The following is a 21,948-nucleotide window of genomic DNA, read 5'->3' as shown; positions in this document are numbered from 1 at the left end:
TGGGAGGTTATCCGGCACAGCAGGATCCGGCGCGCTATTCGCTCAGGAGCGGCACAAACCCGACCGCATCGCCGACGCAGATGAACAGCGGGGTAACAAGTAACGATGACCAACATCGCGTTCTTCGAGCCGATCTCCGACACCGGCCGGCCCGGCGCCGGTCTCCGATACCGGCCGACACCCTTCGCCGCCAGCCTGTGGGCGCCCGGCACCCTGAACGGTCCGGCGGTGTGCGGCCTCGCCGCGCGGGCGGTCGAGACCGAGTTCGGTGACGATGAGTTCGTACCCGCCCGGTGCACCATCGACCTCTTCAAGGCCGCGCGCGACATCGTCACCTCCACCCGGGTCCGAATCGTCCGATCGGGCGGACGAATCCGGGTCGTCGACGTCGACGTGGTCCAACACCCCGAAGGTGCGGATGAGGTGCTCGTCGCGCGCGGCACGACGGTGTTCCTGCGCACCTCGACCAACCCGCCCGGGCGGCGGTGGCATCGCCCCGCCGACGCGGTCACCTTCCACCCACCCGAGATCGCCTCCGACGACGACCTGTCCCCCCGGTTCGCCTCCGATGCCGCGGACGACGCCGTCGGTGAATGGGAGCGCGACATGGGCAATCACCAGAACGGGCACCGCAAACGGATGTGGTCGCGGGCCGCACCCATCGTGGCGGGCGAGAAGCTCACCCCGTTCCAGCGGGCGGTCGTCAGCGCCGAATCCGCGAGCCTGGTGTCGAACTGGGGCACCACCGGCATCGGATTCATCAACTGCGATCTGACTGTCGCCCTGAGCCGTCTGCCGTCGGGTGAGCGGGTCGGGGTCGAGGCCGACGTCCACATCGAGGACGACGGCGTCTCGGTCAGCAACGCCGGACTCTACGACGCCGACGGCATGTTCGGGACCGCGCTCGTGACCGCGGTGAACAACGCCGCCGCGCAGATCGACTTCACCACCGTGGACACCTCGGAGCGCTATCGCGAAGCCTGAGTTCGACACGACCGTTCGCGGTGGTCGGGCACCGTAGCGGACCTCACACATATCTCTCAGGTCTTGATAAGGTCACGGCCATGACACGGCGCCTCGCACGGCTTTTCCTGGGTCTAGTCGTCACCTTGCTCGCTCTGGCCCTGACGACGACCCTGGCCGCCTCCCCCGCCCACGCCGCCCGCTACGCCAACGGTCCGGCGACCATCGTCAACCGATTGACGGGGCCATTCGCGATGAACGACACCATCGGACGGTTCAACATCGTCGGTACCGATCTCGGTGTCATGTGGGACAACGGCCGAGGTGAGATCCTCACGGCGTTCGGTGACACCCAGTCGTTCAACGGGTGGTCCCTCCTGTACGGCGAGCTCTACTACTGGCGGTCCAACGTCCTGCTGCGCAGCACGGACCGCCACCTGGCCGACGGCATGACGTTCACCTCGCACGCCGGCCGGCCGGGTCATGCCAAGCGCCTGCTCAAGCCGAACGTCCGCCGCGAGATCACGATCATCCCGACCGCCGGCGTGGCCGCCAACGGCAAGCAGTACATGACCGTGATGTCGGTCAAACGGTGGGATTCGCCCGGCATCTGGACCACCAACTGGGCGGGCCTCGTCTCCTCCACCGACAACGGCGAGAACTGGCGCTCGGTCGGTGCGTTCCGCCCCAATGGCGGCGGCAACAAGAAGTTCCAGATGGGCGCCTTCCTGAAGGTCGGCAAGACCGTCTACTACTACGGCACACCCGACGGCCGCTGGGGCGGTGTCTACCTCGCGCGCGTCGACGAGAAGGACATCGAGAATCTCGGCAAGTGGCAGTACTTCTCGTACGGCCGTTGGGTTCCGAACAACCCCGACGCAGCCACCCCGGTGATGGGCGCCCCTACGGGCGAGATGTCGGTCCAGTGGAACGACTATCTGGGCAAGTACATCTCGCTGGCGAGCCAGGACGTCGGCGTGACGCTGCGCACCGCCGACAACCCTTGGGGCCCATGGACTTCCGGTGAGATCGTCGCACCCTCGGTGGACCCGTACACGGGTTACGCGCCGTACATCCACCCGTGGTCGAAGGGCAGCACACTCTACTTCACCTACTCGGTCTCCATCGGCTATCAGGTGTACCTGATGCGTCTGCCGCTGCGGCGCGGCTGATCTCGACCACTGCCATCGGGGCGGTTGCCCCGAGTCTGCCGATGGTCAACTGGCGGCGATGGTGAGCACGACCAGCGGGATTGGGCGGTCGACCTTGGACTGGAAGTCCGCCAGCAGTGGGTTGTTGGCCAGCACCCAGGCTGCGTACTCGTCGTAGTCCTCGCCTTCGAGCACCTTGCCGGTCCCCTGGTGCGTATTGTCTCGGAATTCGATCATGACCTGTGGATTCGCCTTGATGTTGTACCACCATGCCGGGTACTTGTCCTCGATGAACGAGCTCACGTACATGGTGTCGTCGCGGTGACAGGGTCCCAGTGGAACCGTGTGTGGCTTTCCGCTCTTGGCCCCGGTGGTGGTGAGCAGGATGAGGTCCGCGCCCGCGTAAGCGCCGCCCACCTTGCCCGCGTTCTCCCGAAACTCCTTGATCACATCATCGTTCCAGTTGGCGATGCCACCCTCTTGATCCCACGCCTGGTTCCACGGCGCGTTCGGATCGTCGTAGTCGGTGATATTGGTCTGATCGGGTTGTCCTCCTGTCGATTCGGTTTCACTCATGATCCGAGTGTGTCGTCGAGTTAGGACAGTTACGGTCCTAACTCGAAATCGCTACGAAAACTCGTCCTGCGCCTGTCGGTAGGTGACCCGCCGACACGTCGGGGCGGTTGACGTCCGTTTCCGGACCCAACCGCCCCGGCGCCGTCTGTTGGTGCTCAGCTCTGGCCGAGCAAGCCCTTCATCTGGTCGATCTCGGCCTGCTGGGTCCGCTTGACCTCTAGGGCAAGGGTTTTCGTCGCGGGGTCTACGCCGTCGGCGAGTACCGCGTCGGCCATCGCGATGGCGCCCTCGTGGTGCCGGATCATGCCCTCGAGCCAGAGCCGGTCGAACTCGGGACCGCGTGCGTCCCGCAAGGCGGCCATCTGGTCCGGGCTGAGCATGCCCGGCATCGCGGAGTGACCACCGTGGCCCATGTTCTCGTGGCCGTCGTCGAGGCCGTCGGTACTGACGCCCCAGCTCTGCAGACGGTTCTCCATCTGCTCGATCTCGGCGTCCTGGGCCTTCTCGATCGTCGACGCGAGGGCGATCAGTTCCGCATTGTCCGTCCGGCCCTCGACGAGTTCGGCCATCTCCACGGCCTGGTCATGGTGTCCGATCATCGTCGAGGTGAACTCGACGTCGGCCTCGTTGTGAGTGGCCGACGCCGGAGCTTGCGTCGCCACCGATGCCGAGGTGTTGGCGGAGGTGGCGTCGCTCGCTGTTTCGTCGGGCGAGCAACCGGCGACTGCGATGAGTGCCGCCGCGGCCAGGCCGATCCCTGCCGCCGTCCGGATACGGCGCCGAGATGTGTTGTGTACGTACATGAGTGCATTCCTTGCTGCTGTCGGAGTTCCCGGCGGGCGCGACGCCGGCCGAGAGGGAGGAGAGATGACGACACGACGGACCGAGCGGTCCGCGGAGGTCAACTCAGCAGCGGATCACCTGTAGTTGCAGATGGGAGTACATGGCCCACGGCGGCGGACGACCCAGGATCGTCGTCCGACGGCGAGCGGTGTCGACGATCCGCGGAAGCGCCGCAAGCGACCAGAGCAGGAGAACGAGAACCACGGCCGGGAGATCGACGCCGGCCGCACGGATGAAGACGCAGTCGTGCGAGTGCTCACCACAGTCGTCGGTTCCGGTCATCTCCGGGGCTGAGGTCATCGTCGACGATGCCGTGAGCGCCGAATGCTCCGCATGGTGGGACATCCCGCTCTCGCCACCGGAAGGCCCGCCATGACCCGACACCACCGTGTGCATAAGCATCACGGCGAGAGCGAGTACGAGAACGAGTGCGCGGCGCCAGACGACGGCGCCACGACCGGTTCTGCGGCGGCTGCTCACGGTGCCAGGTTACGAGATCAGGATGCCGTCGTCGACGCCCTGGCGTCGTCGGGACGCCGATCGTCTCCCGAATCCGCCGCTGCTTCCTCGGCGGCTCGGCGTCGTTGTCGCGGGAGCAAGATCTTGCGGTCGATGATCTGGTAGGTCGCGATCACCGCGGCGGCCAGCAGCCACCCGAGCACGATGTCGAAGATGTAATGCTCGGCGGTGTACACCAGGGCGAACGCCATAGCGAGGGCGTAGCCCATGAACAGTGTCTTGCCGAGCGCCTTCACCCGCGGCCACATGAAGAGCGCGAGGAGCATCGTCAGACCCGCGTGCAGCGACGGGATCGCGGCGACCAGGTTGGACTTGCCCTGCCCGACCTCGACGAGGTTCGACGCCGCGTGGATGTTGAGGTAACCCCAACCGCGAGCCGAGATCCGTTCGACGTAGGGGTTGGCGTCCGGGTACTCGTTGTCCAGCGGCCCGAGCAGACCGCCGGGTTCCTTGGCCTCGGGCGAGTACATGCAGATCGGGTCGCGCGGGAAGTCCTGGACCTCGGCCGCGGTGCATCGCGCGGCGGCCCACGGCGGGGCGCCCGGGACGAGGGTGTACCCGACCAGGGCGAGGAAGGTCGTCGCCACGAAACACGCCGCGTAGCGTCGCCAGGCGGCGCGGTCCTTCAGCCACAACACGGCCGCGACCGCGTACGGGATGATGAAGTACGACATGTAGACGATGCTGACGATGACCTCCCACCAGGGCGGACTCGCCTGCTTGAGGTGCTCCTGCAGCCAGGCCGTGGGATTGACCCCGCCGGTCAGCCAAGCGTCGAAATCGATCGCCAGATGCCAGTGGGTGGGCATGTCGACGATGCGCGCGACGTCCCGGGTCCAGTCGTAGAGGATCAGGATCAGCGCGAACGGCGCCCAGTCGATGAGGATCGTGATGAACTTGCGCCGGCCGATACAGGCGGCCGCGAGTCCCAGACACATCAGGATGATCAGGCGCGTGCGGTCGAAGGCCAGACCGTAGAGGGCGACGTGCACCGCCATCAGCACGATCCAGGCGCCGATCGCGATGCGCCGGACCATCGTCAGATCGCGACGGCTCTCGGGATCGGCTTCCATCTCGGCGGCGGCGGCAAGGTCGTCGAGGATCGGTTCCACACCCGCGCGTCCGGTGTCGTCGCGGTCGGTGTCCTCACGACCGGTGGCCACCACGGAGTCCTTGGTGTCGGAGGTGGTCGTCTCGGTGCTCTCGCGCTCGTTGCGCTTGGAGGATCTGCCCGGCTGCGGGACGCCCACCGTCTCGTCGACACTCACCCGACACAACCCCGCCCGTCACACCCCGCAGGGCAACCACCCACTTAAACTGCCGTCAGTGTAATGGTCATCTGTTGTTCGCGAGCCAAGCCGACGGCCAGGCATGTCGGATTTGAGCATTTCCGATGCCGCAACCCGGGGCGAACGGTCTCCGCCAGCGGTTTTCGCCGGACGCCTCGCCGATCAGGGTGTTGTGGATCACACTGGAGGGCGTCGATCCCCTGAAGGAGGTCTCGGTGCCCAATCGCTACCTGCGCTACGGCGACCAGCGCTACATCATCAACAAGGAGGCGGAGGCCCGTCTCAACCGCACCCTCGACGCGGTGTACGCCGACGGAACCCGCGGTCACGAGTGGCTGAACCTCTATCACGACAGCGCGGCACCGTGTCGACTCCTCATCGCACCCGGGGTCCCGATCACCATCGAGACCGAGCCCTGTCTGGGCGACTGATCTCCCGTCGCCGCGGAGAGCCGGTTGGACGATGGAGGTGACCGCCCCGGCGTGTCCCCGTGATCGACGACGACGGGGGCGTCCGCGTGTCGGGGCGGGCCACTATCGTTGCCACATGCGCATCGGAGCCCATCTTCGCGAGGACGCCGACCCCTTGGCCACTGCCGCCGAGCTCGGGATCGATGTCTTCCAGATGTTCGTCACGGACCCTCAGAGCTGGAAGAAGCCGCAGCCGAACCCGCGCGCGGCGGAGTTCCGTGAGTCCGACATCGACGTCGTCGTGCACTCGAGCTACCAGATCAACGTCGCCAGTCTGAACAACCGGCTGCGGATGCCGTCGCGCAAGGCCGTCGAGCAGCAGGCCGCGGCCGCCGCCGAACTCGGCGCCTTCGGGCTCGTCGTCCACGGCGGGCATCTGCGCGACGGGGAGGACAGCGCCGAGGGATTCGCGAACTGGCGCAAGCTGTTCGACCGCCAGGCCGACAAGGGCGGTTTCGGCGTCCCGATCCTCATCGAGAACACCGCGGGCGGCGACCACGCGATGGCACGCACGCTCGAGTCCATCGACCGTCTGTGGGAGGCCGTCGGCGACTTCGACCAGGCCGGCTTCTGCCTCGACACCTGCCACGCCTGGGCCGGCGGCGAGGATCTCGTCGGACTCGTCGAGCGCGTCCGTCAGATCACCGGCCGGATCGATCTCGTGCACCTCAACAACTCTCGCGACGAGTTCGACTCGGGCCGCGACCGTCACGCCAACCTCGCGTCGGGCCACATTGACCCCGAGGTGCTCGTCGCGGTCGCCGAGGCGGCGGGCGCACCGGTCATCCTGGAGACACCCGGCGACGGCATCCCCGACGATCTCGAGTACCTGCGCTCGGCGCTATAAGACGTCGATCACGACAGATTCCAGGCGGGCGCCGGCGGAGTCACCGGGTATGCGGCGACGTTCATGACGACCGTCCCGTCGCAGGGCACGCCGTCGATCGTGGTCCGCCACACGCCCTTCAGCGTGCCGTCGCCCTGCGGGGTGTAAGTCGCGATCGACGTCGCCGGGCGCCACACCTTGGGCACACCCGCGCCCTGCCAGCAGTCCCATTCCCAGTCATAGCGATGCACCCAGGATCCTGCCTCCCAGGTGTAGCGCGGCGGCTGCGGCAGCGTCGGATTCGCGGGTTTCGGCCCGTCGATCACCGTCGCCACGCACGTACCGCCGTCGCACGATGTCCTGAAGGTGTAGTCGTCGGAGAAGTCCGGCTCCGCCTGCCGGGCCGCGAGGCTCGTTCCGGTCTTCGAGGCGGCGAACCGCTTCAACGAATACACGCCGTCCCACGAGGGCGTCGCCGCGGCGTCTGCCGGGGCGACAGCCACCAGAAGTCCGGCGGCCAGGGCGACGATCGAGATCACGACGCTCACGAAACCTGTCGCACCGACACGTGCGGGTCCGATCACCAGTCTGCGCATTCGTTCATTGGAACGTACTCGCGGTTCCTGCGCCGGCGTTGCGGATTTCTCGGCGCTCCGGGTGCGCCAACCGGCGCAGATCACACATCTTCTGATTGATCCGGCGGGGATATGGGGCTATTCTAGGGTTACCGGCGAGTAACATAGCTCGGACCGAACAGCCCCTCATCCGGCCGGTACGCGCACAACCGTGAGCGATCGGACCGGGTCGAGGACGCCATCGCAGACGGCCACACCAGACAAGGAACAACCATGGGCCATTACAAGAGCAACATGCGCGACCTGCAGTTCAATCTCTTCGAACTGTTCGAGCTCGACAAGGTACTGGAGTCCGGCGACTTCGGGGACCTCGACCACGAGACAGCCGTCGACATGCTGCGCGAGGTCCGTGCGCTGGCCGAGGGCCCGATCGCCGAGTCCTTCGTCGACGCCGACCGCAATCCCCCGGTCTTCGACCCCGACGAGCACACCGTCACGATCCCCGAGTCGTTCAAGAAGTCGTACAACGCCCTGGTCGAGGGCGGCTGGGACAAGATCGGCATCGTCGAGGAACTCGGCGGCCTCCCCGCCCCGCGTTCGCTGTACTGGGCCATCGGCGAGATGATCCTCGGCGCCAACCCGCCCGTGTTCATGTACGCCGCCGGCGCGGGCTTCGCGAACATCTTCTACAACAACGGCACCGACGAGCAGAAGAAGTGGGCTGCCATCTGCTCCGAGCGCGGCTGGGGCGCCACCATGGTGCTGACCGAGCCCGACGCCGGTTCCGACGTAGGTGCCGGACGCACCAAGGCCGTGCAGCAGGAAGACGGTTCCTGGCACATCGACGGTGTGAAGCGATTCATCACCTCGGCCGATCAGGACATGACCGAGAACATCTTCCACCTGGTGCTCGCCCGCCCCGAAGGCGCCGGCCCGGGCACCAAGGGTCTGTCGCTGTTCTTCGTGCCCAAGTACCACTTCGACTTCGAGACCGGCGAACTCGGCGAGCGCAACGGCGTCTTCGTCACCAACGTCGAGCACAAGATGGGCATCAAGGCGTCCGCCACCTGTGAGGTCACCTTCGGACAGCACGGCACCCCCGCCAAGGGCTGGCTCGTCGGCGACGTCCACAAGGGCATCGCGCAGATGTTCGAGGTCATCGAGCACGCGCGAATGATGGTGGGCACCAAGGCCATCTCGACTCTGTCGACCGGTTACCTGAACGCGCTCGAGTACGCCAAGGAGCGCATCCAGGGTGCGGACATGACCCAGATGACCGACAAGGCCGCACCGCGCGTGTCGATCACCCACCACCCCGATGTGCGTCGTTCGCTGATGACCCAGAAGGCCTACGCCGAAGGTCTGCGCGCGATCTACCTCTACACCGCGTCGCACCAGGACACCGCCGCCGCGAAGATCGTGTCCGGCGCCGATCCCGACATGGCCCACCGCGTGAACGATCTGCTGCTCCCGATCGTCAAGGGCGTCGGCTCCGAGCGCGCCTACGGCACCCTCGGTCACGAGTCGCTGCAGACGCTCGGCGGGTCGGGATTCCTCCAGGACTACCCGATCGAGCAGTACATCCGTGACTCGAAGATCGACTCGCTGTACGAGGGCACCACGGCGATCCAGGCCCAGGACTTCTTCTTCCGCAAGATCATCCGCGACAAGGGCCAGGCTCTCGCGCATGTCGCCGGACAGATCCAGAGCTTCATCGACTCCGAGGCGGGCAACGGCCGGCTGAAGACCGAGCGGGCACTGCTGAAGACGGCGCTCGACGACGTGCAGGCGATGGCTGCCTCGCTGACCAACGATCTGATGGCGGCACAGGAGAACTCGGCCGAGCTGTACAAGGTCGGACTCGGTTCGGTCCGCTTCCTGATGGCCGTCGGCGACCTGCTCATCGGCTGGCTGCTCCTCCGCCAGGCCGAGGTCGCCCTCGCAGCTCTCGACAACGGGGCCTCCGACGCCGACAAGTCCTTCTACGAGGGCAAGGTCGCCGTGGCGAGCTTCTTCGCGAAGAACATGCTCCCGCTGCTCACCTCGGTCCGCGTCACCGTCGAGAACATCGACAATGACATCATGGAACTCGACGAAGCGGCCTTCTGAGCCCGACCATACTGAGAACTCCCACCGGCGAATCCGCCGGTGGGAGTTCTTCTTTGCGGCGAGCCCGCGCACATCGCGGCTCAGACCCCGCGGTGCGCCATCGTCACTCGATCACGCTGAAGCAATAGCCGACGGGGCGCGGTTTCTGCGCGAAGTAGGTCCCGTCCGAGTCGGGACATTGGGGCTCCCCCGCAGCCTTGGTGTCCACGCGGATGTTCGTTCCGCCGGAAACCGGCGACCCGCAGTCGATCTCACGAATGTCGGCGAGCGCGGTACCACCGGTCGCCGACGGAATGTAGTAACAACGGCCCTCCTGGTACACCGGCGCCAGACAGAGCGCGCCCTCCTCGCCCGCGACCCAGTAGCGCGAGTAGTTGGGACCGCAGAGTCCTTGCGTGATGGACTTCTCCGCGACGAGGTAGTGGAAGTCGGTGTCGCCGCAGGACACCTCGTCGGCCTTGAGGGTCTCCGGCTCCGCCGTCACGACGATGCACTCGCCGGCGTCGACGTCACTGGTGTCGGTGACCCCACCTCCCTGCGCCGACGACACCAGCACCCGCGCCACGCCACCGGCGATCACGATCAAGAGCAGCACCCCGACGATTCCCAGCGCGACCCACAGACCGGTGCGCTTCTTCTTCGGTGGCGGCGGGAACGGCGCCCCGGGCGGGTACATCCCGCCCGGCATCGGACCCGGGTACGGCTGCGGCGCACCGTAAGGCCCCTGATTCGGTGGCGGAGCACCGTAGGGCTGATTCGGTGGCGGATACCCGCCGTTCGGCGGGTACTGCCCGGGTTGCGGTTGTGGCCCGAATCGCGGGTCCCCCGGCTGGTATGGCGAGTTGGTCACGCGCGAAGACTACCCGTGCGCCGGTGCCGTTACCGGACCGGCGGCCGAACCCGCAAACCCACCGCTTTTCGGCATATCCACCCCGTCTGAAGGGGGTGGATATGCCGAAAAGTGGTGGGTTTGCGCAGCGATCAGACCGCCTTCTTCCGCTTCCGCTGCCCGGCCCGGGCGGAGACCGCGGCGCCGAGGAGGATCATCCGCATGGTGCGCTCGGCGGCGTCGGCGAGGAGCTTCTCTCCGTTGGCGACCGCCTCCGACAGCGGCATCGGTACCGTGATGATCGACGCGATCGCCCCGATCCCCACGTCGTGGACGGCGGGCGCACCGTGCCCGAGCGAACCCGCCAGCGCGACAACGGGCACACCCCGCAACTGGGCGCGGCGGGCCACCTCCGCGGGCACCTTGCCGCGCGGGGTCTGGAAGTCGATCGAACCCTCTGCGGTGATCACCAGATCTGCCTTGCCGATCCGATGATCGAGGTCGATGCCGGACAGCCCGGAATCGAGTAGTGCGTCGAACCGCGACCGCAGTTTCCCGCCGGCTGCCGCCAGCCCCGCTCCGAGTCCACCCGACGCGCCGGACCCGGCCCCCTGCCGATAGTCGATGTCGGCCAGCCCATCCCGCTGCAGTATGTCCGACCAGACGTCGAGCGCCGCCGACAGCGAGTCGACCTGTGCGGGCGTCGCCCCCTTCTGCGGCCCGAAGACGCGGGCGACGCCGTTCGGTCCGCAGAGGACGTTGTGCGGGTTGCCCGCGACCACCACTTCGGTCTCCCGCAACCGCGGATGCAGACCGGTGAGGTCCAGCGACGCCGCGCGCGCCAGTTCGTTTCCGCCACACCCGATCTCGTGACCGTCATGGTCCAGGACGCGCGCACCGAGGGCCTGAAGCGCCCCGGCCCCGCCGTCGCATGTGCCCGAGTCGCCGCAGCCGACGAGAATCGCCGACACCCCCGCGTCGAGGGCCGCGGCAATCAGTTGTCCCACTCCGTAAGTGGTGGTGGCACCGGGATCTCGCTGCCCCGCCGGAACGAGCGCCAATCCAGCGGCGGCAGCCATCTCGACGACGCCGATGCGGTTCCGACCGACGCCGACCTCGGCCCAGTGCGACTGCACCGGCTCACCGGTGGGGCCGCAGACGGTCAGCTCGTGGAGCCGCCCGTTGCCCGCGGCCGCCAGGATGCGCGCCGTCCCCTCCCCGCCGTCCGCGATCGGTGCGATGTCGACGCGCACCCCGGGGAGCGTGCGCCGCACCCCCGCGGCGATGGCGGTCGCCACGGATACGGCGTCGAGGCTCTCCTTGAAACCACTCGGGGCGACCAGGATTCGTTGCGGAACTCGGACGGACATCGGCACTCCTGTTGATCGATCGGACAAGGTCTTGATGAGGAGACGGGAACTCGCACCCGGAGGCACATTCGGGACAGTCGCGGCGATGCGACGGTCAGGACGAGAGCAGGGGCAGACCCAGGTAGGGCCAGACCCAGAACGCGAAGATGATGAGCAGCACCAGCGACACCGGCGCGAGCAGCGCCGACATCGTGAGCAGATGTCGGGGTTCGTAACCCGGGACGTCGTCGCTCGCCGCGAACATGGCGACCGGTTTGGCCGAGCTGGTGAGGGTGATGCAGAACCCGGCGGCCGCGGTGGACAGGAAGGCCGCGGCGACCGGGTCGACCCCGACGGCCGGGGCGGTCACCACGATGATCGGGATCAGTACCGCCGAACGGGCCGAACGGGATTGGATCACCAGATGCGCGAGCAGCGAGACGATCGCCGCGACGACGACGAACACCATGGCCGCCGCCGGCCCGGTCTCGGCGATGGACCCGAAAGCCTGATCCGCCAGCCACTCCGCGGCACCACTGGAGTTGAGCGCCATCCCCAGCGCGAGGGTGGCGGCCATGAACAGCAGGAGCGTCCACGGGATGGTCTTCAGCGCCGCGCCCAGCGTCGTCGCGCCGACCGCCGGCGCCGACGCGGCCAGCGCGCCGAGCACCGCGACGATGGCCGGGTCGACACCGTGCAAGGGTTCAGAACACCACAGCGTCACAACGAGTCCGAGAATGACGGACACCCGTCGTTGTGCAGACGTGAGCGGTCCGGAGGTCACCGTGCCGGTCGTCGCGAGAGCGGTCGGCGGCACGCACAGCGGACGTGCCCGCTCGGCGTGATCGGTCATCAACCACAGTGCCGACTCGGCCGCGAGATGCGACCACACGAGGGCCAGGGGGATGCCGAGGACCGCCCAGTGCAGAAATCCGATACCGCCACCGGTTGCGGCCGAGACGATCTCGACGGTGATGAGGTGTGCACCGGGTCCCAGAAGCGATCCCACCGCCGAGAACAGGATCACCATCGGGAAGACCAGCGCGAGGCACAGCACCAGGCGGGGTCGGTCACGCAGGACCGCGGCGAGCGCGAGAAAGATCGGAAGAGCAAGGGCCGCGCGCCCGGAGGTCGCCGGGATCGCGAACGTGGTCAGCAACAGGGCCGCGGTGATCAGATGGACCAACTGACGAGGCGTCCGGGCCCGGCGGACGACCCGCGCCGACACACGAGCCGACAGACCTGACGCCGTGACCGCGGCCGCGATCACGAAAGCACCGATCAGCAACCAGATCACGCCGGAGCCGAGCGTGCCCGCGAAGGTGTTGGCGTCGATGATGCCGAAGACCACCAGAGCGATACCGCCACCCAGCGCGACATAGGTGTCATCCAGCGGCGAGAAGATCCACGCCCACACCGCGATCAGGAAGACGAGGAGGGTGACGACGGCGTCGAACGGCAACTCCCCGGTCCACCCGGCATGTCCGACGAACGCGCCGGCGCCGAGAACGACGACGAGACCGGCTGCCGCCCACGGGGACAGCGCGCTGCCGACGGCGGCGAGGAGGGTGCGTCGTGGCGACGGTGGCGGCGTCACCGTGCGCACGGGTGGGCGCGTCGCGTACATCGTCACCGGGCCCGGGTGATCCGGAAGTCGGTCGATCGCGTGCGGAACGTTCATGGCGACCACTCTGCGGTGCCGGCGTGACACCTTCATGAGGCGCGAATGAAAGTTCTTTCACGGAAAGAACCGGTGAACAGACGGCAAACCCACCACCGGATCGGGCCGGTGGTGGGTCTGCGCGGTTACCTCGGTGGGGTGTCGGATCTACTTCGGTGGCATCCGGATGCCACCGTCGACGCGGATGACCTCCGCGTTCATGTAGCTGTTGGTGACCAGCTCGACGACCATCGAGGCGAGCTCGTCGGGTGCACCCAGGCGATGCGGGAACAGGACCGACTCGCCGAGCTTGGCCTTGAACGCCTCGGCCGCTTCGCCTTCACCGTAGATCGGGGTGTCGATCAGACCGGGGGCGATGGTGTTGACGCGGATGCCGACCGCGGCCAGGTCGCGCGCGACCGGGAGGGTCATGCCGACGACGCCGCCCTTGGACGACGAGTACGACGCCTGGCCGATCTGGCCGTCGAAGGCCGCAACGCTGGCCATGTTGACGATCGCGCCGCGCTCGCCGTGGCCGTCGAGCGGCTCGTTGCGGCTCATGGCGGTGGCCGCGAGACGGATGCAGTCGAAGGTGCCGATCAGGTTGATCGCGATGACCTTCTTGTAGGCGTCGAGGTTGTGGGCCGACCCGAACTCACCGTCGCGACCGATGGTGCGCTGCGCCCAGCCGATGCCGGCCGAGTTGACCAGCGCACGCAGCGGGCCCAGTTCGGTGGCCGCGTTGACGGCGGCTTCGATCTGTTCGGTCGAGGTCACGTCGACGGCGACGAACTGTCCGCCGATCTCCTTGGCGAGTTCCTCGCCCTTGTCCGCGTTCAGGTCGGCGACGATGACCTTTGCACCCTTGGCCGCCAGCTGGCGAGCCGCAGCCGCGCCGATGCCGGACGCGCCACCCGTGACGATTGCACTAGCTCCATTGATATCCACGCCCCGGAGCCTATCGAGCGTTCTATCGCTCGGTAAAGCCCTTCGGGGAAACACCCCGCATCGAAATCCTCCACATCAGATTACCCCGCGCCGAACCACCCCGGGGTCAGACGCACTTCACGATGGGTTCGGGCGCGTAGCGGACGGTGCGGGTGGACCGATCGATCTCCCGTCCGGTACGCGCGTCCTTGATGATCCGGGTGTTCGACGCCGTGAAACCCTTGCTCCCGCTGCTCGGGATGCAGTCGTCCCCGCGCGGAACGCGGACGCGCGGCGGATCGGTGGGGGCAACCCGCTCACCCGTGACCGACTCGACCTCGAACGCCTTCGTGCCCCAGAGCCGCACGGTCACCGACGACGGCGACCAGGCGGTCTCGATCAGCACGCCGTGCCGCGTGTTGTTGCGGAACTTCAGGTCGATGGCGCCTTCGAACACGGTCGCCTCCCGCGCCTCCGGGTACCGCGAGATGTAGTACGCGTGCTCGGTGTGATCGACGTCCTCGAGCCCGGCGAAATACGTCGCGTTGTACAGGGTCGTCGCGAACTGGGAGATCCCGCCGCCGACCGCGTTCGACGCCCGACCGTGGTCGATGATCGTCGACTCGACGTACCCCTGCTCCGCTCCGCGCGGCCCGGTGTGCCCGTTGAGCGAGAACACCTTTCCGGGCAGGACGAGGGCCCCGTCGACCTCGGCGGCGACGAGCCGGATGTTCTCCCCGGAAGCGCTCGAGAAGCCACCGGTGGTGTACTCGCTGATCAGTTCGGTGACCCCGAGCTTGCGCGCGGCATCGGTCGTGAGCTTCGGCTCGACGTCGTCGTAGACGACCTCGACCCTGCGATCGCCACCGTCGGCCGCAGCACTCGTGGCGACGGCGGCGAGGGTCTTCGGCCAGTTGATCGCGGCGCCGTCGACGCCCGGCACCACCTGCGGACGGCCGGACGCCAGACTGAACGTCGCGCTGACGGGGGCCCGTTGCGAGGCGTCGAGGTCGGGGGCGAGGATCTCGCGCCCCACCTTCTCGTCGGCTCGGGGAGTGAGCCCGCCGCGGCCGTCGGGCCCGAAGGTCACCATCGACGCCAGGTCTCCCGCGGGCACCTCGACCGTCCGTTTGCGGCGGTCCACGAGACTCACGGGAGCCGCGACCACCCGTTCGGCCGGTCCGGCGACGGTCGCGGCCACGACCTCGGCGCTCACCGTCGGCGAGAAGGGTTCCATGGGCAGGTCGACGGGGGCGCCGTCCAGCCAACGGTCGACGAGGGTCGCGGCGGCAGCGTCTCGCGCGATGCGTTCACCCTTGGCGGGCTGATCCCCGACGGGATCGGTGCCGTCGTAGTGCACGCCACCCTCGACCGCGGCCTTCTCGAGTGACGCGCGCTGGGCGTCGAGCGCCGCGTTCATCGTCGTCCGATCCAGCGTGACGACCGGCTCGACGTCGACGTCGCGGCCGAACAGCGCGGCCAGACGGACGAGCGGATTGCGCGGTTGTTCGAGGAGACGAGCCCGCGTCGCGTCGGCGTCGTATGTGAGTCCCAGCTCGGCGGGCGGGACCTCGGCCGAGCCCTCCGGCGTCCGCAAGACGACCGGTTGCCGCGAACGCACCGTCAGCTCGTCGAGTACGGAGGTCAGTTCGGCGGAGTTCCGACCGCCCGCATCGATACCGCCGACGACGGCGTTGCGTGGCGAATCGGAGCGGGTGGCCACGAACTCCGCGGCGAGGACGAGCGTGATCACGGCGACGACGGCGAGCACGGCGCGTAGCGCAGATCGTGCTCGGCGAGAGCCTGGGGTCACAACTCCATCCATCGGGGCTGGCAGCTCGGCCGGGCTGACGATTTACCGATCAGGGGGTGGCCGCAGAACTACGGTCGGGAAAGTAGGCGCTCCGGCCGAGCTGTCGGGTCGGGGGTCTGACAGCGCAGCCGGAGCTATAGACATAATTACGCTACTTTTCGGCCGGAGGCATCCCCGGACGGCCGATTCTGTCGAATATGTGACGGAGTACCCCGATTCGTCCCACGAAAGTGAGACGGATCGGCCGATCAGTCGCCGATCCGTCTCACTTATCGGGATTCCAGCTCTCGATGACGTCCGCTTCGGGTCGTCAGCCCTCGATGATCGCGGTGACGCCCTGGCCGCCCGCGGCACAGATCGAGATCAGCGCGCGACCGCCGCCGTTCTCCTTGATCTGCTTGGCCGCCTGCGCGACGATCCGGCCGCCGGTCGCCGCGAAGGGGTGACCCGCCGCGAGCGACGAACCGTGGACGTTGAGCTTGCTGCGGTCGATCGAACCCAGTGCCGAGTCGAGGCCGAGGCGCTCCTTGCAGTACTCCTCGGACTCCCAGGCCTGCAGGGTCGCGAGGACCACCGACGCGAAGGCCTCGTGGATCTCGTAGAAGTCGAAGTCCTGCAGCGTGAGCCCGTTGCGGGCGAGCAGGCGCGGCACCGCGTAGGTGGGGGCCATGAGCAGCCCGTCGGGACCGTTGACGTAGTCGACCGCGGCGGTCTCGCTGTCCACGAAGTAGGCGAGCACCGGCAGTCCGCGGTCGGCGGCCCACTCGTCGCTGGCGAGCAGCACGGTCGACGCACCGTCGGTGAGCGGCGTCGAGTTGCCCGCGGTCATCGTCGCGTCGCCGAGGGAGACGCCGAAGACCGGCTTGAGCTTGGCGAGCTTCTCCGCGGTGGAGTCGCCGCGCAGGTTCTGGTCGCGGGTCAGGCCCAAGAACGGGGTGATCAGGTCGTCGAAGAAGCCGGCGTCGTAGGCGGCCGCCATGTTCTGGTGGCTGCGGGCGGCCAACTCGTCCTGGTCGGCCCGCTTGATGCCGAATTCCTTGGCCGTGACGGCGGCGTGCTCGCCCATCGACATGCCCGTGCGGGGCTCGCCGTTGCGCGGGATCTCGATGCCGAGCTTCGTCAGCAGCTTCGCGGCGCCGAGGATCTGGTCCTTGGTGCTACGCGCCCGGTTGACCTCGAGCAGCTGACGACGCAGGCCCTCGCCCACAGCGATCGGTGCGTCGGACGTCGTGTCGACGCCACCGCCGATCGCGGCGTCGTAGCGACCGCGGGCGATGCCGTCGGCGACCGTCGTGACGGCCTGCAGGCCGGTGCCGCACGCCTGCTGGATGTCGAACGCGGGGGTGTACGGCGACAGCGCCGAGCCCAGCACCGACTCGCGGATGAGATTGAAATCACGGGCGTGCTTGAGCACGGCGCCGCCGGCGACCATGCCGAGCTGCTCGCCCTGCAGGTTGAAGCGGCTCACCAGGCCGTCGAGCGCGGCGGTGAACATCTCCTGGTTGCCGACCTTCGCGTACGCCTTGTCCTGGCGTGCGAACGGGATGCGGTTGCCGCCCAGGATCGCGACGGGACGATCGCTGCGGGTCTTCGGCTTGCTGGTGGGGTTGGACTGTTCGGCCACGTCGATCTCCCAAGGGTCGGGTGCGGTATCTATAGCGTATTCTTACTCATCAGTAAGTTCGTTGTCGAACGACAGTCAGAGGAGATCAACGTGGCCGCCAACGGAAACACTGGCCTGTACTCGAGCTTCGTCCATTCCGCGCCCGGCGCATTCATCGCCAAGCAGGCCGGTTTGCCCGTCCCGCCGCCGCTACGGCGCTACAAGGCCTCCGAGCCGCCGCTGCCCGGCCCCGTGCTGCTCGGCGGGTCCGGCCGGCTCGTCGAACCGCTTCGCGAGATGCTCTCGACCGAGGACTACGACCTCATCCAGAACGCCACGACCGGGCGCAGCGCCGACAAGTACGGCGGCCTGGTCTTCGACGCGACCGGAATCACCACTCCCGCCGAGTTGCGTCAGCTCTTCGAGTTCTTCCAGCCCGCGATGCGCTCGACCGCGGCCTGCGCGCGGTTCCTGGTCATCGGCACCACGCCGGAGCTGGTCACCGACCCCTCCGAGCGCGTCGCGCAGCGTGCACTCGAGGGCTTCACCCGCTCGCTGGGCAAGGAACTCCTGAAGGGGTCCACCGTCCAGCTCGTCTACGTCTCCCCCGACGCCAAGACCGGGCTGACCGGCCTCGAGTCGACCGTGCGCTTCGTGCTGTCGGCGAAGTCGGCCTTCGTCGACGCCCAGGTCATCCGGGTCGGCGGCGCCGACGCCACCGCGCCGAAGAACTGGGACAAGCCCCTCGAGGGCAAGGTCGCCGTCGTCACCGGTGCCGCCCGCGGCATCGGTGCAACGATCGCCGAGGTTCTCTCCCGCGACGGCGCGCACGTGATCGCCGCCGATGTCCCGCAGGCCGGGGACGCGCTGTCGGAGACGGCGAACAAGGTCGGCGGCACCGCCTTCCCGCTCGATGTCACCGCGGCCGACGCCGGCGCGAAGCTCGCCGAGCACGCTCTCGAGCGTCACGGCGGCATCGACATCATCGTCAACAACGCCGGCATCACCCGCGACAAGCTGCTCGCCAACATGGACGACTCCCGCTGGGACGCGGTCATCGCGGTCAACCTCATCGCACCGCAGACCCTCGTCGAGACGCTGCTCGAGAAGGGTGCGCTGCGCGAGGGCGGCGCCGTCGTCGACGTCTCGTCGATCGCCGGCATCGCGGGCAACCGCGGCCAGACCAACTACGGCGCCTCGAAGGCCGGCGTCATCGGCCTCGTCGACGCCTACGCGCCGATCCTCGCCGAGAAGGGCATCACCATCAACGCGGTGGCACCCGGCTTCATCGAGACCAAGATGACCGCGGCCATCCCGCTCGCGACCCGCGAGGCCGGCCGCCTGATGAGCTCGCTGCAGCAGGGCGGCCAGACCGTCGACGTCGCCGAGACCGTGGCCTACTTCGCCAACCCGGCGAGCAATGCCATCACCGGCAATGTGGTCCGCGTCTGCGGCCAGGGATTCCTGGGGGCCTGATGGGCAAGACGATCACCCTCCCGTCCGCACCCGGCACCGCCGAGCTGTACGGCAAGGCGGTCACCGCGCTGCTGCCCGGCATCGGCAAGCCGCCACGGGTCCCGGCCGACGCGACCGCACCCGAGACGCGTTACCGACTCGACGGCGTGCGGGTGGATTCGACTGCGCTGCAGGCGTACTGCCACGCGACCGGGCAGCGGTTCGGCGGCACCCTGCCGCTGACGTACCCGTTCGTGCTGCAGTTCCCGGTCGTCATGAAGCTCATGACGTCCGACGAGTTCCCGTTCGGCGCCGTCGGTTCGGTACACATGACGAACACCATCGAACGTTCGCGGCCCATCGAGGTCGGTGAGCCGCTCGACATCGTCACGCATGCACAGAACCTGCGCGAGCACCGCAAGGGCATCCTGATCGACGTCGTCAGCGAGATCCGCGTCGGATCGGAACTCGTCACCACCCAGACGGCGACGTTCCTGAACCAGCAGCGCACCAGCCTGTCCGACGAGCCGCGGGGTCCTGAACCGAAGTCGAAGACCCCGCCGCCGCCGGACGCCATCCTGGCCGTCGACCTCAAGCGGATCCGCGAGTACGCCGCCGCCTCGGGCGACCGCAACCCGATCCACATGGGCAACCTGCCGGCGAAGGCCTTCGGCTTCCCCAAGGCCATCGCCCACGGGATGTGGAGTGCCGCAGCAGCTGTCGCGAACGTGGAGGCGCAACTGCCCGACGCCGTGACCTACGACGTCAGGTTCGGCAAGCCGATCCTGTTGCCGGCCAAGGTGAACCTCTACACCCGTCGCATCGACGGCAAGGGCAACTTCGACATCGCGATCCGCGACCGCCGCAAGGGATTCCCGCACCTCACCGCGACGACGCGGGAGGGCTGAGGGCTCTCGCCTTTCGCTCCCGCGGTCTCGTTTCCGTCCCGCTTATTGGATCCAATCAGCGGATAGGAAGCGGGGCCGCGGGAGCGTTTGCGTTGCACCTCAGGTGTCGACACTTCAGGCGTCGGTACCGACGCCCTTCAGGCCGCGCCAGGTGATGCCGACGAGGAGGCTGGTGGCCCGCTCGAGGTCGACGTCACCCTCCGTGATGCGGTCGGCGACGGCCTCGGCGGCGCCGACGATCGCGACGGCGGTGAGTTCGAAGTCGATGTCGCTGTCGACCTCGACGGTCGTGCCCGCCTTGATCAGCTGGGCGACCATCTCGGTGACCCGCTGGCGGCTCTCGGAGACGATGCCGGCGAAACCGGCGGTGCCGATGGCGACGCGGTACAGCACCCGCCAGGACTGCCGGTGCTCGTGCACGAAGCGGAGGAACTCACGGATCACCGTGACGGCCTGCTCACGCTGCGACAGCGACGGGTCGAAACCGACGCTCATCGCGTCGATGAAGAGACCGGACTCACGGGCGATGCACGCGCTGAACAGTTCGTCCTTGGAGCCGTAGTACAGGTACAGCATCGGCTTCGAGATCTGCGCCTCGGACGCGATCGCATCCATCGAGGTCTCACGAAAGCCGTTCTGCGAGAACACCTTGACGGCGGCGTCGAGCATCTGCTGCTCGCGCACCGCGCGTGGCAGGCGCTTGGTTCCGCCCGACATGACCGCCACCTCCGTTCCCGACATCTGTTCCGTCGACGATATCAACAACTTACCAATCGGTAAGGTGAAACCCCATTCAGGCCGTCGGCGCCGGGGGGACTCAGCAGGTCAACAGTTCACCACACCCTTGGATCGAAGGATTCGCACGACCTTGTCGTCGAGCCGTGCCGGCGCCAGTCGACCCGCTGACACCGCGCGTTCGAGATTGTCGAGCACCGACGAGACACGGTCGGTCGACAGCCAGAGCGCGATGTCGCCGCCGGCGAGGATGAACTTCTCCACCGCCTGCTCGATCGGGTACTGGGCGTTGATCGCCGCCATGCCCGACAGGTCGTCGGAGTAGATGACGCCGTTGAATCGCGGACCGTCGTAGCCGACGCCGGTGCGCAGCATCTGGATCGCGGGCCGGCTGATGCTGGCGGGCAGCCCCTTCGTCAGACCGGGCACGATCAGGTGCCCGACCATGGCGCCCGCGGTCCCCGGGTCGCGCAGCAGTGTCCGGAACGGCACGAGGTCGCTGTCCTGCAGCTCCGCGAGCGACGGAACCGTCACGATGCCGAGATGCGAGTCGCCCGAGCCGTGTCCGTGACCGGGAAAGTGCTTGTACACGGGCGTGATTCCCGCGTCGGCCAATCCCGCGGCGTACGCGCCCGCGTACTCGGTGACGACGGCCGGGTCGTTGCTGAAGGACCGGTCGCCGATCACCTCATTGTCCGATTCGTCGCTGACGTCGGCGACGGGAGCGAAGTCGACGGTGACCCCGAGCCGCTTGAGCTTGCGGCCCACATCGGCCGCGATCGCCCGCACCTGCTCGGGCGTCCTGGTCTGTGCCAGTTCGCGCGGCGACGCGTGGTCGATACCGAGCGCGGACAGGCGCGACACCCGACCACCCTCCTGATCGACGGTGACCATCAGCGGGATCGGCGAGTTCTGCGAAATACGTGCTGCCGCACCGCTTGTCAGTATCGCCTTGTCGGTCCAGCTCCCGACGAAGATCCCGCCGATCTCCTCGTTCTCGACGATCTGCTGCGCGTCGGCCGCCCCGGTGACACCGACGACGATCAGCTGCGCCAGCTTCTGGCGTACGGAGAGCTTCGCGAGTTCGCTTGCGCCACAACTGTTTGCAACCGGAACGGTCGTCGGCGACGCCGACGAAGACGTCGAAGCGAGCGACGACGCCGAGTACGAGGGAGTCGGTGGCGGTGAGTCCGGCGTCGACGACGCGCACGCCGCCAGCGCCGCGCACAGTACGGCGACCGTCCCTGTCGTCATCGCATTCCGGATCCAGTTGTCACGGATCCCTTCGCGACGAATCCGTCGGGGTCTGCGAGTTGGGCCCATGGCACGAGTCTGGCATGTAGTCTGA

20 protein-coding genes are annotated in these 21,948 nt (G+C 67.8%); 7 read left to right on the top strand and 13 right to left on the bottom strand.

Translation table 11 applies throughout. The annotated features are described in order from the left end of the window. Nucleotides 1-105: 105 nt before the first annotated feature. Nucleotides 106-984, top strand: coding sequence for an acyl-CoA thioesterase domain-containing protein (locus FFS52_RS10515; protein WP_065630363.1), 879 nt, complete (start codon nucleotides 106-108; stop codon nucleotides 982-984). 80 nt (nucleotides 985-1,064) lie between these two features. After that, complete coding sequence (locus tag FFS52_RS10510; protein WP_058252206.1) at nucleotides 1,065-2,135, top strand: DUF4185 domain-containing protein; 1,071 nt, start codon at nucleotides 1,065-1,067, stop codon at nucleotides 2,133-2,135. Between the two features lie 45 nt (nucleotides 2,136-2,180). Here the strand turns inward: FFS52_RS10510 and FFS52_RS10505 are convergent, their stop codons facing one another. From FFS52_RS10505 to FFS52_RS10490, 4 genes are all read right to left on the bottom strand, one after another. Further along, entirely contained in the window at nucleotides 2,181-2,690 is a 510-nt protein-coding gene (locus FFS52_RS10505; protein WP_137809644.1) for a nitroreductase/quinone reductase family protein, read from the bottom strand. A 155-nt stretch (nucleotides 2,691-2,845) separates the two neighbouring features. Next, nucleotides 2,846-3,493, bottom strand: a complete 648-nt coding sequence (locus FFS52_RS10500) for a DUF305 domain-containing protein (protein WP_058252208.1) — start codon at nucleotides 3,491-3,493, stop codon at nucleotides 2,846-2,848. Between the two features lie 103 nt (nucleotides 3,494-3,596). Then, nucleotides 3,597-4,013 (bottom strand): DUF6153 family protein, encoded by a 417-nt coding sequence (locus tag FFS52_RS10495; RefSeq protein WP_068971226.1) that lies wholly within the window; start codon nucleotides 4,011-4,013, stop codon nucleotides 3,597-3,599. A 17-nt stretch (nucleotides 4,014-4,030) separates the two neighbouring features. Further along, entirely contained in the window at nucleotides 4,031-5,302 is a 1,272-nt protein-coding gene (locus tag FFS52_RS10490) for a phosphatase PAP2 family protein (RefSeq protein ID WP_137809695.1), read from the bottom strand. A gap of 254 nt (nucleotides 5,303-5,556) precedes the next feature. On the opposite strand from FFS52_RS10490, the gene FFS52_RS10485 reads away from it, so the two are divergent. Together FFS52_RS10485 and FFS52_RS10480 are read left to right on the top strand one after the other, a co-directional pair. After that, nucleotides 5,557-5,772, top strand: a complete 216-nt coding sequence (locus tag FFS52_RS10485; protein ID WP_058252309.1) for a hypothetical protein — start codon at nucleotides 5,557-5,559, stop codon at nucleotides 5,770-5,772. A gap of 115 nt (nucleotides 5,773-5,887) precedes the next feature. Then, a complete protein-coding gene (locus FFS52_RS10480) occupies nucleotides 5,888-6,658 on the top strand; it encodes a deoxyribonuclease IV (protein ID WP_068971224.1) in 771 nt (256 codons plus the stop codon). An 8-nt stretch (nucleotides 6,659-6,666) separates the two neighbouring features. Here FFS52_RS10480 and FFS52_RS10475 read toward each other — a convergent pair whose 3' ends face one another. Continuing rightward, nucleotides 6,667-7,233 carry a hypothetical protein gene (locus FFS52_RS10475; protein ID WP_137809643.1) on the bottom strand — a complete coding sequence of 189 codons (567 nt, stop codon included), beginning with the start codon at nucleotides 7,231-7,233 and terminating at the stop codon, nucleotides 6,667-6,669. Nucleotides 7,234-7,485: 252 nt separating this feature from the next. Here FFS52_RS10475 and FFS52_RS10470 point away from each other — a divergent pair, with 252 nt between their 5' ends. Further along, the gene (locus tag FFS52_RS10470; protein WP_137809642.1) at nucleotides 7,486-9,321 is read left to right on the top strand and encodes an acyl-CoA dehydrogenase; all 1,836 of its coding nucleotides are present in this window, start codon (nucleotides 7,486-7,488) and stop codon (nucleotides 9,319-9,321) included. A gap of 103 nt (nucleotides 9,322-9,424) precedes the next feature. Here FFS52_RS10470 and FFS52_RS10465 read toward each other — a convergent pair whose 3' ends face one another. From FFS52_RS10465 to FFS52_RS10440, 6 genes are all read right to left on the bottom strand, one after another. Beyond that, nucleotides 9,425-10,171, bottom strand: coding sequence for a hypothetical protein (locus FFS52_RS10465; protein WP_226511758.1), 747 nt, complete (start codon nucleotides 10,169-10,171; stop codon nucleotides 9,425-9,427). Nucleotides 10,172-10,302: 131 nt separating this feature from the next. Beyond that, nucleotides 10,303-11,520 carry a glycerate kinase gene (locus tag FFS52_RS10460; RefSeq protein ID WP_137809641.1) on the bottom strand — a complete coding sequence of 406 codons (1,218 nt, stop codon included), beginning with the start codon at nucleotides 11,518-11,520 and terminating at the stop codon, nucleotides 10,303-10,305. 94 nt (nucleotides 11,521-11,614) lie between these two features. Beyond that, complete coding sequence (locus FFS52_RS10455; RefSeq protein WP_137809640.1) at nucleotides 11,615-13,180, bottom strand: SLC13 family permease; 1,566 nt, start codon at nucleotides 13,178-13,180, stop codon at nucleotides 11,615-11,617. A 147-nt stretch (nucleotides 13,181-13,327) separates the two neighbouring features. Then, complete coding sequence (locus tag FFS52_RS10450; RefSeq protein WP_058252218.1) at nucleotides 13,328-14,107, bottom strand: SDR family NAD(P)-dependent oxidoreductase; 780 nt, start codon at nucleotides 14,105-14,107, stop codon at nucleotides 13,328-13,330. Between the two features lie 106 nt (nucleotides 14,108-14,213). Further along, entirely contained in the window at nucleotides 14,214-15,911 is a 1,698-nt protein-coding gene (locus tag FFS52_RS10445) for a VanW family protein (RefSeq protein ID WP_240198748.1), read from the bottom strand. A gap of 298 nt (nucleotides 15,912-16,209) precedes the next feature. Then, a complete protein-coding gene (locus tag FFS52_RS10440; protein WP_137809639.1) occupies nucleotides 16,210-17,523 on the bottom strand; it encodes an acetyl-CoA C-acetyltransferase in 1,314 nt (437 codons plus the stop codon). Between the two features lie 90 nt (nucleotides 17,524-17,613). Here FFS52_RS10440 and FFS52_RS10435 point away from each other — a divergent pair, with 90 nt between their 5' ends. Both FFS52_RS10435 and FFS52_RS10430 read left to right on the top strand, forming a co-directional pair. Then, nucleotides 17,614-18,978, top strand: a complete 1,365-nt coding sequence (locus tag FFS52_RS10435) for a 3-oxoacyl-ACP reductase (protein WP_137809638.1) — start codon at nucleotides 17,614-17,616, stop codon at nucleotides 18,976-18,978. Further along, the gene (locus FFS52_RS10430; protein ID WP_137809637.1) at nucleotides 18,978-19,865 is read left to right on the top strand and encodes a MaoC/PaaZ C-terminal domain-containing protein; all 888 of its coding nucleotides are present in this window, start codon (nucleotides 18,978-18,980) and stop codon (nucleotides 19,863-19,865) included. The genes FFS52_RS10435 and FFS52_RS10430 overlap by 1 nt, the downstream gene beginning before the upstream one ends. 114 nt (nucleotides 19,866-19,979) lie before the next feature. On the opposite strand, the gene FFS52_RS10425 is transcribed toward FFS52_RS10430, so the two are convergent. Next, nucleotides 19,980-20,582, bottom strand: coding sequence for a TetR/AcrR family transcriptional regulator (locus FFS52_RS10425; RefSeq protein ID WP_137809636.1), 603 nt, complete (start codon nucleotides 20,580-20,582; stop codon nucleotides 19,980-19,982). 108 nt (nucleotides 20,583-20,690) lie between these two features. Then, entirely contained in the window at nucleotides 20,691-21,854 is a 1,164-nt protein-coding gene (locus FFS52_RS10420; RefSeq protein ID WP_137809635.1) for a glycoside hydrolase family 3 N-terminal domain-containing protein, read from the bottom strand. Nucleotides 21,855-21,948 lie beyond the last annotated feature (94 nt).

It is taken from the genome of Gordonia sp. ALPHA1B1 (assembly GCF_005502615.1).
Taxonomy (GTDB): domain Bacteria; phylum Actinomycetota; class Actinomycetes; order Mycobacteriales; family Mycobacteriaceae; genus Gordonia; species Gordonia hongkongensis.
Note: the sequence above shows the minus strand (reverse complement) of the source record. Positions and strands in the feature narration are given on the sequence as shown.